The 15,512-nt window shown below is 58.4% G+C and carries 12 protein-coding genes and 1 riboswitch; of the genes, 9 read left to right on the forward strand and 3 right to left on the reverse strand.

Features of this window, described 5'->3' with window-relative positions; translation table 11 throughout:
• Positions 1-430 precede the first annotated feature (430 nt).
• Positions 431-1,414: a transposase gene (locus tag L3J03_10295; GenBank protein MCF6291368.1), complete on the forward strand. Its 984-nt coding sequence runs from the start codon at positions 431-433 to the stop codon at positions 1,412-1,414.
• Between the two features lie 215 nt (positions 1,415-1,629).
• Here L3J03_10295 and L3J03_10300 read toward each other — a convergent pair whose 3' ends face one another.
• Together L3J03_10300 and L3J03_10305 are read right to left on the reverse strand one after the other, a co-directional pair.
• Positions 1,630-2,172, reverse strand: coding sequence for a PepSY-associated TM helix domain-containing protein (locus L3J03_10300; GenBank protein MCF6291369.1), 543 nt, complete (start codon positions 2,170-2,172; stop codon positions 1,630-1,632).
• Between the two features lie 93 nt (positions 2,173-2,265).
• Positions 2,266-3,243: a sirohydrochlorin cobaltochelatase gene (locus L3J03_10305; GenBank protein MCF6291370.1), complete on the reverse strand. Its 978-nt coding sequence runs from the start codon at positions 3,241-3,243 to the stop codon at positions 2,266-2,268.
• Between the two features lie 129 nt (positions 3,244-3,372).
• Positions 3,373-3,556: riboswitch (cobalamin riboswitch) on the reverse strand.
• Positions 3,557-3,728: 172 nt separating this feature from the next.
• Here L3J03_10305 and L3J03_10310 point away from each other — a divergent pair.
• Positions 3,729-3,893, forward strand: a complete 165-nt coding sequence (locus L3J03_10310) for a hypothetical protein (protein MCF6291371.1) — start codon at positions 3,729-3,731, stop codon at positions 3,891-3,893.
• 10 nt (positions 3,894-3,903) lie between these two features.
• Here L3J03_10310 and L3J03_10315 read toward each other — a convergent pair whose 3' ends face one another.
• Positions 3,904-4,167 carry a hypothetical protein gene (locus L3J03_10315; protein ID MCF6291372.1) on the reverse strand — a complete coding sequence of 88 codons (264 nt, stop codon included), beginning with the start codon at positions 4,165-4,167 and terminating at the stop codon, positions 3,904-3,906.
• Positions 4,168-4,682: 515 nt separating this feature from the next.
• Here L3J03_10315 and L3J03_10320 point away from each other — a divergent pair.
• From L3J03_10320 to L3J03_10350, 7 genes are all read left to right on the forward strand, one after another.
• Positions 4,683-6,575 carry a PAS domain S-box protein gene (locus tag L3J03_10320; protein ID MCF6291373.1) on the forward strand — a complete coding sequence of 631 codons (1,893 nt, stop codon included), beginning with the start codon at positions 4,683-4,685 and terminating at the stop codon, positions 6,573-6,575.
• Between the two features lie 5 nt (positions 6,576-6,580).
• A complete protein-coding gene (locus tag L3J03_10325; protein MCF6291374.1) occupies positions 6,581-8,749 on the forward strand; it encodes a DctP family TRAP transporter solute-binding subunit in 2,169 nt (722 codons plus the stop codon).
• Between the two features lie 35 nt (positions 8,750-8,784).
• The gene (locus L3J03_10330; GenBank protein MCF6291375.1) at positions 8,785-11,475 is read left to right on the forward strand and encodes an EAL domain-containing protein; all 2,691 of its coding nucleotides are present in this window, start codon (positions 8,785-8,787) and stop codon (positions 11,473-11,475) included.
• Between the two features lie 150 nt (positions 11,476-11,625).
• Complete coding sequence (locus L3J03_10335; protein MCF6291376.1) at positions 11,626-12,267, forward strand: NAAT family transporter; 642 nt, start codon at positions 11,626-11,628, stop codon at positions 12,265-12,267.
• Positions 12,268-12,308: 41 nt separating this feature from the next.
• Positions 12,309-14,186, forward strand: a complete 1,878-nt coding sequence (gene ftsH / locus L3J03_10340) for an ATP-dependent zinc metalloprotease FtsH (GenBank protein MCF6291377.1) — start codon at positions 12,309-12,311, stop codon at positions 14,184-14,186.
• A gap of 186 nt (positions 14,187-14,372) precedes the next feature.
• On the forward strand, positions 14,373-14,957 hold the full coding sequence (locus tag L3J03_10345) for a BON domain-containing protein (GenBank protein MCF6291378.1): 585 nt from the start codon (positions 14,373-14,375) through the stop codon (positions 14,955-14,957).
• 54 nt (positions 14,958-15,011) lie between these two features.
• A complete protein-coding gene (locus L3J03_10350) occupies positions 15,012-15,509 on the forward strand; it encodes a Maf family protein (GenBank protein ID MCF6291379.1) in 498 nt (165 codons plus the stop codon).
• Positions 15,510-15,512 lie beyond the last annotated feature (3 nt).

The raw sequence follows: 15,512 nt of genomic DNA on the forward strand, positions 1-15,512 counted from the left end.
TGCTTATGGATTCCGAATCGCCGCCGCGGCGAAGCGAGTTCCTGCTTGATAGCCTGTTTATGAACAGCCGGCCCTTTTCAATGGAGCGGCCGTTGGTAGAAGAAGACCCCTTTCCCGACAGGAGGGGTTTACTGAATGTTTACGTCGAGCGGGTTGTTGCGAGACCGACATAGTTGGACAATGTCGTCTGGTCGTTGTTTACATTAAAGTCACCCTGAACGGAAACTCGGTGTTCGAGGGGATTTTCATTGTTGGTTGTGGCTGCGGCCTGAAATATGGTCCAGTCATGCTGGTTAGAAGCTGCTTGCACTTAATGGGCTTTGTCCTGAATCCGTGAGCGCCTGAACCGCTGAGATGGGGACGCTATTGACTAACGTGGCAAGATCTGTTATGGTTCGTTTCTCGTTCAGATATAAGGAGGAGGTATCCTTTGCCGCGCCAAGCCAGGCTGGATGCACCAGGCACCTTGCACCACGTCATTGTCCGGGGGATAGAGAAGCGTCGTATTGTCGATGATTCGAAAGACCGGGGGAATTTTGTCTCCCGGATGGGAAAAATAGCCGGAGATACCGGTACGATCATCTACGCCTGGGCGCTCCTGGCCAACCACGCGCATCTTCTCCTCCGCAGCAGCGAGTTCGGTCTTTCTCGATATATGCGCCGTCTTCTGACCGGTTATGCCTTATCCTATAATAAACGTCACCGCCGTCACGGCCATCTTTTCCAGAATCGATACAGATCCGTTATCTGTGAAGAGGAGCCCTATTTTCTTGAATTGGTCCGCTATATCCATCTCAATCCGTTACGGGCCGGATTGGTTGAAGGCCTTGCCGGTCTTGACCGTTACCGCTGGTGCGGCCACGCTGTTCTGCTGGGTAGATACGCGAACGAATGGCAGGACTGCGGTTCCGTGTTGACCCGGTTCGGGCAACCGGGAAAATCAGCCCGGGCCGCTTACCGGCAATATATTGCGCAAGGGGTCGAACAGGGGAGGCGTCCCGAACTGGTTGGCGGCGGTTTGATCAGGTCTCTTGGTGGTTGGTCAGCGGTAAAGGCCTTGCGGAGACTGGGCATCCGTGCGCCTGCCGATGAGCGGATATTGGGAAGTGGAGGTTTTGTCGAACGGGTCATCAAGGAATCCGCGGGACAGGTGCGCCGCCAGTCTCCGGGGCTGGCCGGAGAAGAGCTGATCAACCGGGTTGTTTGCGAGTTTTGTGACCAGGAAGAAATAAACATCAAGGAACTGCGTTCCGGCAGCCGGCGGCGGCCGGTTGCGCAGGCCAGGAAAAGGCTGATGCAGATCCTGGTTGAGGAACAGGGAGTGACCCTGGCTGAAACGGCCCGGCAGCTCGGAGTTTCCACTTCAGCGATATCCAAGTCATTGATGCGTAAAGCGGAAAGAAAGTCATGTTGATATGAACGTTGCCCCGTAACCGTTCACCGGCCATGCGAAAGAGGCCCACAGTCTCAGGCCGGTAACCGTTCAGCGAAAAACTCGTTGCCGAGATCAAAAGGGTAAATAAGAGTCCGGTGATATCGGGCCTGCTCCACTGAAAAAGGGACTGTGTTCAGCTTGTCGTTGCTCACTTAACCCTGCATGGGGCAGGACCGGATCTTTGCCGCCCAGGCTCATGCCGCCAGCATGCCGAGCAATAACAATAACAGGCCGCCGGTCAGCAGGAGAATGTCCTGCCGGGTGTAACGGAAAATGATCAGACCGGTCAGGGCCAGGAAGATCACCAGGAGAGCGACAGCATCTGTTAACAACTGCCAGGCAGTGGAGGTCTTGTAGGCCTTGTGCAGCCGGTTTAGCCAATACCACGGCTGTTTATCCGCCTTGTCGATCCTGGTCATGGTTCCTGCCCGCGGATCAATGACATAGGTGGTCCTGCCGTGGGAGCCGTAGAGGAACTCGATAACCCCGCCCTGCCTGATGCGGATCACCGTGGGATCGTCACTGCGGTTGATCTGTTGTTTATAGGTGTTGATAAAGCCTGGCAAGGATTTCTGGTCCTGGGCCTTGATCCGGACAACGCTTTTCCGGCGTTCCTGAAAATAGGCAAAATCCTGCCGGTGGTTGAGCAGCAGACCGGTCAGGCAATAGAAAACAACAAAACCGGTCAGTAGCAGCCCGGCCCAGCGGTGGAGCTTGCGCCACGATATTTTTTTCATTGTTTTATCTGAAAGTCGCCCCGGCCGACGCTCTGGATCCGGGGCGATTTTCATAGTTGGTTATGGCCGGCCGAGCTGGTCCAGCCATGCTGGTTAGTATTTTTCAAGGCGTTCAAGGCTTTCGACCAGCTGGCGGATGAACATCCGGTTGATCTTCTCATAAAAGCCGAGGCCCTTGAAAAAATCCTTGTTCCGGTAGGAGGCGTGCACCGTGTCCACCTTGATGCCCGCCTGTTCAAGCTCCATGGCCCAGGAGGGCAGGCCGTTGTCATCCGCCTCCGATCCCATGATGTCGTTCATGATGTGGTCGCCGGCCACATACATGAAAGGGATGAACCGTACCCGCCCGATCGGGTAGGCCCTGGCCTGGTCAAGGGCCTGGTCCCTGGTAAGCACCCCGTCCACGCCGCCGACAAAAACATTTGAGTACTTCCGGCTTAAATAGCGGTCAAGGCCAAGGTAGGTGGAATTGGAACCGGGAAAAGTCTGGGGTGTGCCGTGGGCCACAAGGACGTTGCACCCCTGGTCCGGCGCAAGAAATTCCTTTTCCAGTTCGTTCACAGCCTCAAAGAGCCAGGGCCACTCATGGAGCAGGGTGCCGCCGTATTCAATCCGCAGCCCGATTTGACGGAACGCCCTGATCACCTTTTCCATGTCCCGATATTCCTGGCCGGGAAAGATATGCAGGGACTGAAGGGCGATTTTCCGGTAGCCCTGGTCCTCCAGGTTGGCCAGGGTCTGGGCCAGGCTCAGATAGCGCCTGTCCGAACCTGCTTCCTTGAACTTTTTATTGGCCCGTTCCCTGACGATTTCCGAGGTAAAGGCCCAGGCTATCTTGTAGTTCCGGAATCGATCCGGCAGGCCGGTGGTCAGTTGCTTTTCGAAAAAATCAAAGGTCGCCCGGGCATCGGTGGTGGTGCCAAAGGCGGTTATGACGATTGCCGGTTCTTTCTGAATGGTCCGGGTCATGGCGGTTGCCTGCTGTTCCCCGATGCCGGGAAATATCGTCAACAGGCTGAACACCAGCAGGATCTTCCACCAGGTGATTTTTTTTTGTCCCTTGCGGTCCATTTGCCACCTCCTTGAGAGATAAATTGATAAAGAGGGTCCGGACAAGAAAATCCCCGGACCAATTTAAAAAATTGATCCGGGGATCCCTGATTTTCCACAGATACATAGCGATTCTCTCTTGTCCACGGAGAGATATCTGATAATCAAGGCAGGTCTTCTGACTCCCGGCTCATTCTCCCGGCCGCGCCTTCCCAACCCGGTCAGGTCAGTGGCATAAGCGGCGTTCGTCCCCGGTCACAGCGGCGGGCCCGTTTCCGAATTTCACGGAATTCCCTATCAAGTCCTTGCGGACACCTGATTAATTTAACGATCTCAATAATATAAAAAAAAGAGGCTGTAAATAAAAAAGTAAGGTTTCGGTAAACCCCGTACGTTTGAGGTTGGATCGGGAAAGGGGTTTTCTTATACCGAACGGTGTAGCGGACCCTGAGCCGCAGCCGTGACGGCAAAAGCGGAATTTGAAACAACTTCGGCAGGATATGCTTATGGCTTCCGAATCGCCGCCGCGGCGAAGCGAGTTCCTGCTTGATAGCCTGTTTATGAACAGCCGGCCCTTCTCAATGGAGCGGCCGTTGGTAGAAGAAGACCCCTTTCCCGACAGGAGGGGTTTACTGAATGTTTACAATAAAAAATTGTTTTTTTGTCGGTAACTTCCGGATATTAGTCAGCGGTTACTTTTGTCAGGGAGAAGTATCCGTAGAAGTGCAGGGTGTGCCGGTAGCAGAGGTTGAACCGGCCCAGGTATATCCGCTGTTTTTCCAGGTAAACCAGGTGATCCCTGATTCTTCTGGTGAGCGGCCCGTTTTCCTGCCGGTCATAGTCGATCTCCAGGACCAGGCGGCCCCCGAACCGGTCACAGACGGCCTCCCGTACCCTGAAATGTCCCCAGATCATCCGGCCGAAGAGTATATTGCAGCCAGACACCCCGGCTGTTCCCTTGAGCGGTTCCGTAGGGGGCGGGCCGGGATTGACAATTTTGTATCCGGCGGGTAGGCTTCGGATACCATGCCAGGTAACCCGAGAATCCATTATCCCTGCGCTTTTTATAACGTTATCCCGCGCGGCAATGGTGCGGGCGGCGCTTCTTTGCCAAGGCTGACCGGAGCCGTTTTTATCCGCTTCCGCAAGAAGGTATCGCGCCTTATTGCCACCGGGTCCATGCTGTCCGTCCGGTGGGCGATTATGCCTGTTTCGTCATCCAGGTGGCCGGGATTCCCTTCGTGCGGATCGTGCATGACCCTGCATTCCGCGACAGCCATTACCTTGTGCCTGTCCGGGAATGGCCTTTTCGTCCAATTTACCGGAGTCCCGCAAGCCCGCTTACCTCGTCATACCCGACAATAATGGCCTGGATATTAATCAGATGCCAGTGCGTGTTTTTTTGTAAGCGTTAACCAGCACCCCATGATCTTGAACAGTTAGGCAAAGGTAGTGAGACCTTGCAGAAAAAAACAGACCATAATGAACTGGCAGCCACATTGCCGCAGATAGTCTTTGAAGCGGACCAGGACGGCAGGCTCACCTTTGCCAATGAACAGGCGTTTGCAATCACCGGCTATACCAGGAGCGACCTGGACAACGGGCTGAACTTACTGGAGCTGGTCATCCCGGCGGACCGGCAACGGGCGGCCGACAATATGGCCCGGGTCCTGAAGGGCGAGCAGGTGGAGGCCGTTGAATATACGCTGTCAAGAAAGGACGGCACAACCCTGATCACCTTGGTTTACGCAAACCAGAAATTAGAGAATGGCCGACCAGCCGGGCTCAGGGGAATAGCCATTGACATCAGCGTGCGCAAGGAGGCGAGCCGGACCCTGGAGGCCAGCGAGATCAAGTTCCGGAGCCTGTTCGACCTGTCACCCCAGGCCATTGCGCTGTCTGATGTGGAAACCGGCCGGTTGCTTGACGTGAACAGGACCTTTTGCGAACTCACCGGCTATACCAAGGACGAAGTTGTCGGCCGGACAGCACCCGAGGTGGGGTTTTACAGCAGGGAGGACCGCTGGAGGTTCATAACCGAGTTAAAGGCCAGCGGCGAAGTGCATGACCTGGAGATGGACTTCAGGGCCAGGAACGGCTCGGTTCTCACCGCCCTCATGTTCGCCAAGTTGATCAGGATCCGGGACGAGTCCTTTATCATTGTCGTGTTCCATGACATTACTGAGAAGAAAAAGCTGGAAAAAGAACTGCTCAAGACCCATAAGCTTGAGTCCCTCGGCATCCTGGCCGGCGGCATTGCCCATGATTTTAATAACCTGCTGACCGCAATCCTCGGCAACATCACCCTGGCCAAGGCCTCCCTGCAACCCGGTGACAAGATATTCGACCTGCTGGCTGAAACGGAAAAGTCTTCTTACCGGGCAAGGGGCCTGACCCAGCAGTTGCTTACCTTTTCCAAGGGCGGGGCTCCCATCATAACCATCACCTCGGCCAGGGAGTTGATAAGAGACTCGGCCCGGTTCAGCCTGTGCGGCGCCAATGTGAGGTGTGAATTTTCCCTGGCCGACGATCTTCTGCCGGTGGCCATTGATGAAGGCCAGATCGGTCAGGTTATCCAGAACATTGTTAACAACGCCTGTCAGGCGATGCCGGCCGGGGGCACGATCCATATAAGGGCTGAAAACGTGGTGGTCAATCACCAAGACGGATTGGCATTGAAACAGGGCAGGTATATCAGGATATCCATCAGGGACGAGGGCCATGGGCTTCCGGCCGAACATCTGGACAAGATATTCGACCCCTTTTTCACCACCAGGGAGAAAGGCAACGGCCTGGGACTGGCCATCTGCTATTCGATAATAAACAACCATGGCGGCATGGTTACGGTTGAATCGGAACCTGGCCGGGGTTCGACTTTCCATGTATTTCTGCCGGTCGCGGCTGGAAAGGACCCAGTCCTTGAAGAGGTGTCGGAAGAGTTGATCCGCGGCCGGGGACGCATCCTGGTCATGGATGACGAGGATGTGGTGAGCGAGGTCACCGCCAACATGCTGCACCACCTCGGTTATGGGGCCGCCCTGGCCCGGGACGGCCTGGAGGCGATCGACCTCTACAAACAGGCATATGACGCGGGCCGGCCCTATGATGCGGTGATCCTGGACCTGACCGTGCCCGGCGGCATGGGCGGCCGGGAGACCATCAAGGAGCTGTTGAAAATCGACCCGCGGATCAAGGCGATCGTGGTCAGCGGCTATGCCACCGACACCATGATGGTCGATTATCGTCAGAACGGATTCAGCGGCGTGATTTCCAAGCCTTACCGGATAAGCGAGTTGAGCCGCACCCTTCATAATGTCCTGACCCGGGCGGACGATAAGGATTCAATTGGATAAGAAAAATGAAAAAGATACTGTCAACCGGACTTTTACTCGGGGCCCTGGTTGTCCTGGCCGCTGTTTTTTTCTATTTCAACCGGGTCAAGGGACCGGCGGCCCCGCTCCGGGAAGCGCGACCGGCTGTTTTTACCCTGAAGTTCGGGCACGATCTGTTGCCGGACAGCGCCCAGCACGTGGCGGCGCGGAAATTCGCGCAGATCGTCGACCAGAGAAGCCGGGGCCAACTCAGGATCGACATCTACCCGGACCAGCAACTGGGCAACGATCACCAGATGATCGAGGCGGCCCGGGCCGGGGAACTGGCGATCATCCTCGCGCCCACCGCCAAGTTGAGTTCCCTGCTGCCCTCGATCCAGTACGTTGATCTGCCCTTTATCTTTCCGAGCCGGGAGGATGCCTACGAACTGCTCGACAACGAGCCCGGCCGGATGCTGCTGGATCAACTCACCCCGTTCGGCCTGGTCGGCGTCGCCTTCTGGGAGAGCGGGTTCAAGCAGTTTACCGCCAACCGGCCCATCCGTGTTCCCGCGGATTTCCAGGGGCTGAAGATCCGAACCATGAAGAGCAGGATCATTACCGATCAGTTCCGGCTCATGGGCGCCACCCCGATTCCCATTGATTTCCAGGAGACCTTTCAGGCGCTCCGGGACGGGGTGATCGACGGCCAGGAAAACCCCCTGGTCTCCATTGTCAACCGGAAATTTTACCAGGTGCAGAGCGACCTCACCATCAGCAACCACGCCTACCTGGGATATGTCTTTGCCTTCAGCAAAAAGGTGCTTGACTCGCTCCCCCCCGACCTCCGGGAGATCCTGGTGGCCACGGCCCGGGAGTTGACCGCCTTTGAGCGGAAAGAGACCATTGAACGGGAGGCCGCCTTTCTGCGGACCATTATCGACTCCGGCGTCCGGGTACATACCCTCAGCAGCGAGGAGCGGCAGCGGTTCCAGGAGGCCACGGCCCCGGTTATTGAAAAATACCGGCAGCTGATCGGCGGAGAACTCCTTGACAAGACCGCGCAACTGCTCCGGGAGAAGTATGGTCCCACTGCCGGTGACGAGATCGTCATCGGCCTGGATGCGGACCTGACCCTGGGCTCGGCCCGGTCCGGTCAGGCGATCAGGCGGGGAATGGAACTGGCGGTCCGGGAAATCAACCGGCAGGGTGGGGTGCTGGGCAAGAAATTCAAGATTATCGCCCGGGACCACGCCGGGATCAGCGCCCGGGGAATCGCCAACATGAAGTTCTTTGCCCGGGTGGACAACCTGGTGGCGGTGATGGGCGGCCTGCACAGCCCGGTGGCGCTCGCCGAACTCGATATCATTCACCGGGAGAAGATCATCTACCTGGACCCGTGGGCCGCGGCCACCCCCATTGTTGAGAACGGCTTTTCCCCCAACTACGTGTTCCGGGTATCGGTCCGGGACCAGTATGCCGGCCCCTTTCTGGTCGACCATGCCTTGCGCAAATACCAGCGGGTGGCGTTGCTCCTGGAGAATACCGGCTGGGGCCGGAGCAACCACCGGGCGATGACCGCGGCCCTGGCCGAGCGAAAACTAACCCCGACCCTGGTGGAGTGGTTCAACTGGGGGGAAGAGGAGATGGACCAACACCTTGACCGGATCGAGCGGAGCGGGGCCCAGGTCATCCTGCTGGTCGCCAACTCGCCCGAGGGGATAAACGTGATCAAGGGCATGGCCGAACGGCGGCAAAAGATTCCGATCATCTCCCACGGGGGGATTACCGGCGGCTATTTCTGGGAGCAGACCAACAAGGAACTGCAATCCGTGGACCTGGAATTCCTGCAGACATTCTCCTTTCTGGCCCCTGAGAATGAAGATGTCGCCGACCGGGTCCGGGAAAGCTATTTCAAGGTCTACGGCATTGATACGCCCGGCAAGATCGTGGCCCCGGCGGGGACCGCCCATGCCTATGACCTGGTGCATCTGCTGGCCCGGGCGATCCAACTGGCCGACAGCACCGATCGTCCGGCGATCCGGGACGCCCTGGAGCGGATCGATTTTTATCACGGCCTGGTCAAGGACTACTCGCCGCCCTTTACCCCGGAGCGGCATGATGCGCTTGATTCGAATGATTTCACCATGGCGTGCTACGATCGCCATGGCCTGATCGTTCCGGTTGACCTTTGCCTGGAATCGCGGTGCCGGTAGTGGCTCCTGAACCAGACAAGACCGGAAATCAAATCATGCCGGAAACCGGAGCCAGAAAGAGCCTGAAGGCAAGGTTGGTCCGTTATTTCTCCACCTTTGTCATTGTCCTGGTGGTGTCGCTGACCCTCATGGCCGCTGTCATAACCAGCAGGATCATGGTCAGTGATCTGGAGGTCCACCACCTCAAGGTGGACGTGAGTCATGACCTGGACAGCCTTGAGCAACACCTTTCCTTCATGAACGAGAGCCTCAACCAGTTCCGCGCCAACCATTTTGTGATCAACAGCCTGGTCGATACCCTGGGGCGGATCCTCTACCTGCCCAGGCTGATCAGTGACTTCAAGGGCGGCCGGCATGTTGCCGCGGTCACTGTGGTGGATTTCGAGGGCAACCCGATTCAATCCAGCCTGGAAGAACCGCCCCCCTACAAGAAGCTGATACCCCTGCGCTCCACCCTTGTTCTGGGCAAGACGGTCATGCAGCTGTCGGAAGACCGGAAAAACATCGTCATGGCCGCGCCCATCGAATACTATAAGACCCCGCAGGGGGCGGTGATCGTGGAGTGGGAACTCGCCGGCATCTTCAGCCAGACCCTGCAACCCAATCCGCTCTATTCCCGCCGCCTCTTCCATGGGGACACCCCACTGTTTGTCCAGAATTTTGACGAGCATGTCTCCTATGTCACGACCAGAAAGATGGTGGGAGAGAAATACCCCCTTTTGAGCCGGCTGGGGATCGGGATCGAAATCGGGACCCCAAAATCGGTGCTTCTGGCCCCGGTCCGGTCGTTGATGGTGCAGCTGCTCCTGCTGGGGGGCGGCTTCATGGTCATTGCCGTGCTGCTGGCCAACCGGCTCGGCAACGGCATTGCCCGGCCGATTCTGCGGTTATGCGAAAGGATCCGCCGGGCCGGGCTGGAGGGAGAGCCGCAATGCAGCCCGGTGGGCACCGGGGATGAACTGGAGGACCTGGCCCTGGCCTTTGACGACCGGGCCGGGCGGTTGACCGCGGCCCGCAGACACCTGGAGGCAACCGCCGACCAGCTGCGACACACCAACACCCAGTTGCTGCTGCTGGCCAGCGTGTTTGAAAACGCCCTGGAGGGGATTGTCATCATAACCGTTGCGGAGACCATTGCCCGGGTCAATCCGACCTTCTGCCGGATCACCGGCTATGGGGCCGATGAGGTGGTGGGCCGGCCTTTTTCCGGCCTTTACGTTACCCGCGATGAGCAGCAATCCTTTCAGCAGATGTGGAACGCCCTCCGGCAAGACGGTTTCTGGGACGGGGAGCTTCGCTATCAACGCAAAAACAACGAGGATTTTCCGACCTGGACCTCTGCCGCCGCGGTCAGGGACGCGGATGGCGGGCTCAGCCATTATGTCATTGTTTTTCACGACATCACCGAGATCAAGCGCAGCGAAGAACAGTTGCAGTATCAGGCCTATTATGACGCCCTGACCGGGCTGCCCAACCGGCGGTTGTTCTACGACCGGCTGGAACAGGCCATGGCCTTTGCCTCGCGCAACAGGCAGATGCTGGCCGTGTTGTTCCTTGATCTGGACAATTTCAAGAACATCAACGACAGCCTGGGCCATTACCTGGGCGACCTCTTCCTGCAGGCAGTGGCCCAGCGCCTGCGGGAGTGCTGCCGCGATGCTGACAGCGTCTCCCGCCTGGGCGGGGATGAGTTTGTCATCATCCTGACCAAGGTCAACGATGAGTTGGCCCCCATTGGCCTGGCCCGGCGGATCCTGGCGTCCTTTGCCGAGCCGTTCGCCCTGGAGGGGCATCTCCTCTTCGGCACTGCCAGCATCGGCATCACCCTTTTCCCGGTGGATGGCGATGATGTGGAGACCCTGGTGAAAAACGCCGACCTGGCCATGTACCGGGCCAAGATGGAGGGAAGGAACAACTACCAGCTCTTTACCGCGGCCATGAACCTTAAGGCGAAACAGCGGTTGACCATGGAAAACAACCTGCGCCGGGCCGTGGAGCAGCAGGAGTTTCAGGTCTATTACCAGCCCAAGATCAGTCTGGAAACCGGGGCCATGGTCGGGGCCGAGGCCCTGGTGCGCTGGCGGTTGCCGGACGGCACCGTTGTCTCCCCGGCCGAGTTTATCCCGGTTGCCGAGGAGAGCGGGCTGATCATCCCCATTGGCGAGTATGTCCTGAAAACGGCCTGCGAGCAGGCCCGCTCCTGGCAGGAAGCGGGTTTTTCCCTGAGCGTGGCGGTCAATCTTTCTCCGCGCCAGTTCCGCCGGGAAGACCTGGTCGACACGGTGGCCGCCGTCCTGGAAGAAACCGGCCTGCCCCCGGAAAGACTGGAACTGGAGATCACCGAGGGGGTGGTCATGGAAAACCGGGAGGCGGTTACCGGCTTTATGATAAAACTCAAGCAGATGGGGATTATGCTGGCGATAGACGATTTCGGCACCGGCTATTCTTCCTTGAGCTACCTCCGGCATCTGCCCATCAATACCCTTAAGATCGACATCTCCTTTATCCGGGAAATTCCCCGGAACAGGGATGACATGGCGATCACCGCGGCGATTATCCTCATGGCCAGGAGTCTCAACCTGAGGGTTGTGGCCGAAGGGGTGGAAACAGAGGAACAACTGGCCTTTCTCATGAAGCACGGCTGCGATTATCTGCAGGGGTACCTGTTCTGCCCGCCGGTCCCCAGGACCCGGTTTGAGGAACTGTTGCGGGAGGCCGGGGCCTAGGGGCGGATCTTTATCCTTGACAGAACGGTTGTCGGCCGCTTACCTCTCGGGTAGAGTAGATCGTTGGCATGACAATGCTCCGGGGAGCAGGATCCTGTTGCGGCGGGCGCCCCGGCCGCGCCACCGGGGACCGGGCCGAGGAGGTGTTTGATGACGGTTGATTCCATGGATTATGCCAAGGCCTTTATCGGGGTGCTGGCCATAGTCAATCCCCTGGGCGCAATTCCGGTGTTTATTTCGCTCACCCGGGCCAAGTCACACCTGGAACGTAAGCGGACCGCTGGAATTGCCGCGGTTACCGTGGTAATTATTCTGATCATCTCGGCCTGGGCCGGTGAGTTGATCCTCGGCTTTTTCGGGGTAACCATTCCGGCCTTGCGGGTGGGGGGCGGGCTGCTTATTCTGCTGATGGCCATTGATATGCTCCATTCACGGATGAGCGGCGTCCGTCATACCGAGGAAGAGGCCGGCATTGCGGCGGACAAGGAAGACGTTGCCGTGGTGCCGCTGGCCATCCCCCTGATGTCGGGTCCCGGCGCCATCAGCCTGGTGATCATCGATGCCAACCAGGCGGCCGGCGGCTGGATTGAGCGGTTGTTGTTCAGCGCCTGCATCGTGGTGGTGGGAGTGGCCGTCTGGCTCTCCCTGCGCCTGGCTGAAGAGATCGGGCGGACCATCGGCGTCACCGGGCTGAACATCGCCACCAGGATCATGGGGCTTCTGCTTGCCGCCATCGGCGTGCAGTTTATCGCCCAGGGCGCGGGCCGTCTTTTCCCAGGGCTAATGGGTTGAACGGTTTCAATAAAACAAGTCAATCCCCAGAAAGGTGCGAGATGAAAAAAACGGATTTCAAGACAGGAAACAAGAAACCGGACATTGAGATTAACAAACCGGGCGAAAGAAAATTCTGGCAGCAGCCCAACTTCGGTTTCTGGACCTACCTCCTGTTCATGGTTCTCTCTTTTTATCTCTGGCAGGGGTATTTTGAGACAAAGAAGGAGGAGATTCCCTACAGCGAATTTATTGCCCATGTGGAAAAAAATGAAGTGGCCGAGGCAGTGGTCACTGACAAGTACATCACCGGGACCCTGGTTGGCAAGGACCAGAAAACGGGTAAACCGCAACGGTTTATCACCATACCGCTCTTGAATAACGACCTGGCCCAGACCCTTGAAAAACACGGGGTAAAATACTCGGTGCGACCGAGCAGTAACTGGCTGAGCAATTTCCTGCTGAACTGGGTCGTGCCCTTTGGCCTGCTCTTTCTGGTCTGGGGCTGGTTCGCCCGCCGGATGGGCCAGGCGGGCAAGGGGTTTCTCAATATCGCCGGCAACCGGGTCCATATCCATGCCGAGTCTTCCCTGAAAGTCACCTTTGACGATGTGGCCGGGGCCGAGGAGGCCAAGCAGGAACTGCAGGAGAGCATTTCTTTTTTAAAGGATCCCGAGCGGGTGCAGCGGCTGGGGGGGCGGATGCCCAAGGGGGTCTTGCTGGCCGGCCCTCCGGGCACCGGCAAGACCTTGATGGCCCGGGCCGTGGCCGGTGAGGCCAAGGTGCCGTTTTTCTCGATCAGCGGTTCCGAGTTTGTCGAGATGTTTGTCGGCGTTGGCGCGGCCCGGGTCCGGGAGCTGTTTGAGCAGGCCCGCCAGAAGGCGCCCTGCATCATCTTTATTGACGAACTGGACGCCATCGGCGGGGCCCGCGGCATGGGGCCGATGATGGGCGGCCATGACGAGCGGGAACAGACCCTGAATCAACTGCTCACTGAAATGGACGGGTTCGACCCTTCCGTGGGCGTGGTGGTGATGGCGGCCACCAACCGTCCGGAGATCCTTGACAAGGCCCTGCTCAGGGCCGGCCGGTTTGACCGGCAGGTCATTGTGGATAAGCCGGATCTGAAGGAGCGGGAGGCCATCCTCAAACTGCATGCCAGGAAGATCAAGATGGCGGACGGGGTGGATCTGCGGGTGGTGGCCCAGCGCACCCCCGGGTTTGTCGGCGCTGATCTTGAAAATATCGCCAATGAGGCGGCCATCGGCGCGGTGCGGGAAAACCATGACCAGGTCACCATGGAGGATTTCGAGGCGGCCATCGACCGGATTATTGCCGGGCCTGAAAAGAAGCACCGGGTCCTGAACAGTGAAGAAAAGAAACGGGTGGCATTCCATGAGTCCGGCCATACCCTGGTGGCGGTGACCGTGCCCACCGGCGAGCCGGTACACAAGGTTTCGATCATCCCCCGCGGGGTTGCCGCCCTGGGTTACACCATGCAGTTGCCAGTGGATGAAAAGTTTCTCTCCACAAAAAACGAGTTAAGGGACCAGCTTGCCATTCTGCTGGGCGGCAGGGTGGCGGAAGAGATCGTTCTCGGCGACATCTCGAGCGGGGCCCAGAACGACCTGGAGCGGGCCAGTGAGATCGCCCGGTCCATGGTCTGTCAGCTCGGCATGAGCGACAAGCTCGGGCCGCTCACCTACGGCAAGCGGCAACAACTCATGTACCTCGGCATTCAAGGCCAGGAGGAACGAAACTACAGCGATGAAACCGCCAGGATCATTGATGACGAGGTCCGTGGCCTGGTGGAGGAGGGACATGGGCGGGCCACCCGGATTCTCACGGAGAAAAGGGAGGTCCTTGGCCGGCTGGCCGAACTCCTGCTGGAAAAAGAGGTGATCAGCGGCGAGGAAGTCGCCCGGTTGACGAAAACCTGAAGCCGTTGCCAGCGGCAGACGAAACCGCTGTTGATTGACGCGCCCAGCCCAGCCACTGGCCGATGCTCACGGATACAGGGTAATAAAAGTGAACGATTCAACCGGGTATATGTATCCGGCGGTGCCGGTGCTGCCGCAGGTTCAGGCGCTGTGAGCGTTAAACTTTTTTCTGGGAGGTAGAGGTATATGATGCGGAATGTATTACTCGGCGGTTGTCTGGTTGTCCTTTTGACCGTCAGCGGCTGTGCGCCGGTGATCGTCGGCGGGGCCGCGACCGGAGTCTACAAGGTGGGCTCTGATGAGCGGACCGCCGGGACCATGCTCGACGATTCAGCGATTACCACCAAGATAACGCTGAAGTTGATCGAGGACCCGATGATCAAGTCCTATAAGATCGATGTTGATACCCTGGAAGGGACGGTCTTTCTGACCGGGGTGGTGGAGACCGCCCAGGAGGCGGAACGGGCCCTGGGGATCGCCGGGTCGGTGGAGGGGGTCAAAGGGGTGGTCGACAATATGCAGATCGGTGTCAAGAGCATTACCCAGGCCTTGGCTGACAAGCAGACCGGCGTTAAGATCAAGGCCAAACTGATCGGTGAGCCTGGGATCCGTTCCTGGAATGTGGATGTGGATGTGGACCTGGGCGTGGTCACCCTGACCGGCAAGATGGATACCCAGGCCAACAAGGACCGGGTGATCGAGATCGCCCGGACCACGGCCGGAACAATCAAGGTGATTGACAATCTCAGGGTCAAGGCGGCGAGGCCGTAGCATGGTTTCCGCTTACCGGGCCGGGGTAATGAACGCGCGGAGAGATAAGGCCGGATGGAGCCTGCCTCTTTTTTCACAACAAAAGATCAACTGATTCTTGCCTCGGGCTCCCCGCGGCGGCAGGATTTTCTGCGGGAACTGGGGCTTGCCTTTGGGATTGAGGTGCCGGCGGTGGAAGAGATCCCGCGTCCGGCCGAGCCTGCGGAGGATTTTGTTCGCCGGATGGCTGTGGCCAAGGCCGATGCCGTTGCCCGGCGTTTTCCCCGGGCCTGGGTGCTGGCCGCTGATACGGTGGTGGTCCTGGACAACGATATTCTGGGCAAACCAGCTTCGCCGGCCATGGCCGGGCGGAAGAAGCGCATCCGGCCCTGCGCGGCGACGCCGATATGGCAGGCGATATCGGTGCCCAGGGTCAGGGCGAGGATGAAGTCGCGCCCATTGACGCCGCCTTCGCGTTCCGCCACCGCCATCAGCGCCGGCAGCGCGACCGCCATCGGATGCACCACGGCGGCTTCGTGGATGCAGTCGAATTCGGAATTATGCAGCTGGTAGGCG

The sequence above is a fragment of the Desulfobacterales bacterium genome (assembly GCA_021647905.1).
Taxonomy (GTDB): domain Bacteria; phylum Desulfobacterota; class Desulfobulbia; order Desulfobulbales; family BM004; genus JAKITW01.

Excerpts from the sequence above, each read along its gene's own strand:
- L3J03_10300 (MCF6291369.1), bottom strand. The coding sequence starts at position 2,172 with ATGAAAAAAATATCGTGGCGCAAGCTCCACCGCTGGGCCGGGCTGCTA.
- L3J03_10305 (MCF6291370.1), bottom strand. The coding sequence starts at position 3,243 with ATGGACCGCAAGGGACAAAAAAAAATCACCTGGTGGAAGATCCTGCTG.
- L3J03_10310 (MCF6291371.1), top strand. The coding sequence starts at position 3,729 with ATGGCTTCCGAATCGCCGCCGCGGCGAAGCGAGTTCCTGCTTGATAGC.
- L3J03_10325 (MCF6291374.1), top strand. The coding sequence starts at position 6,581 with ATGAAAAAGATACTGTCAACCGGACTTTTACTCGGGGCCCTGGTTGTC.
- L3J03_10330 (MCF6291375.1), top strand. The coding sequence starts at position 8,785 with ATGCCGGAAACCGGAGCCAGAAAGAGCCTGAAGGCAAGGTTGGTCCGT.
- L3J03_10335 (MCF6291376.1), top strand. The coding sequence starts at position 11,626 with ATGACGGTTGATTCCATGGATTATGCCAAGGCCTTTATCGGGGTGCTG.
- ftsH (MCF6291377.1), top strand. The coding sequence starts at position 12,309 with ATGAAAAAAACGGATTTCAAGACAGGAAACAAGAAACCGGACATTGAG.
- L3J03_10345 (MCF6291378.1), top strand. The coding sequence starts at position 14,373 with ATGATGCGGAATGTATTACTCGGCGGTTGTCTGGTTGTCCTTTTGACC.
- L3J03_10350 (MCF6291379.1), top strand. The coding sequence starts at position 15,012 with ATGGAGCCTGCCTCTTTTTTCACAACAAAAGATCAACTGATTCTTGCC.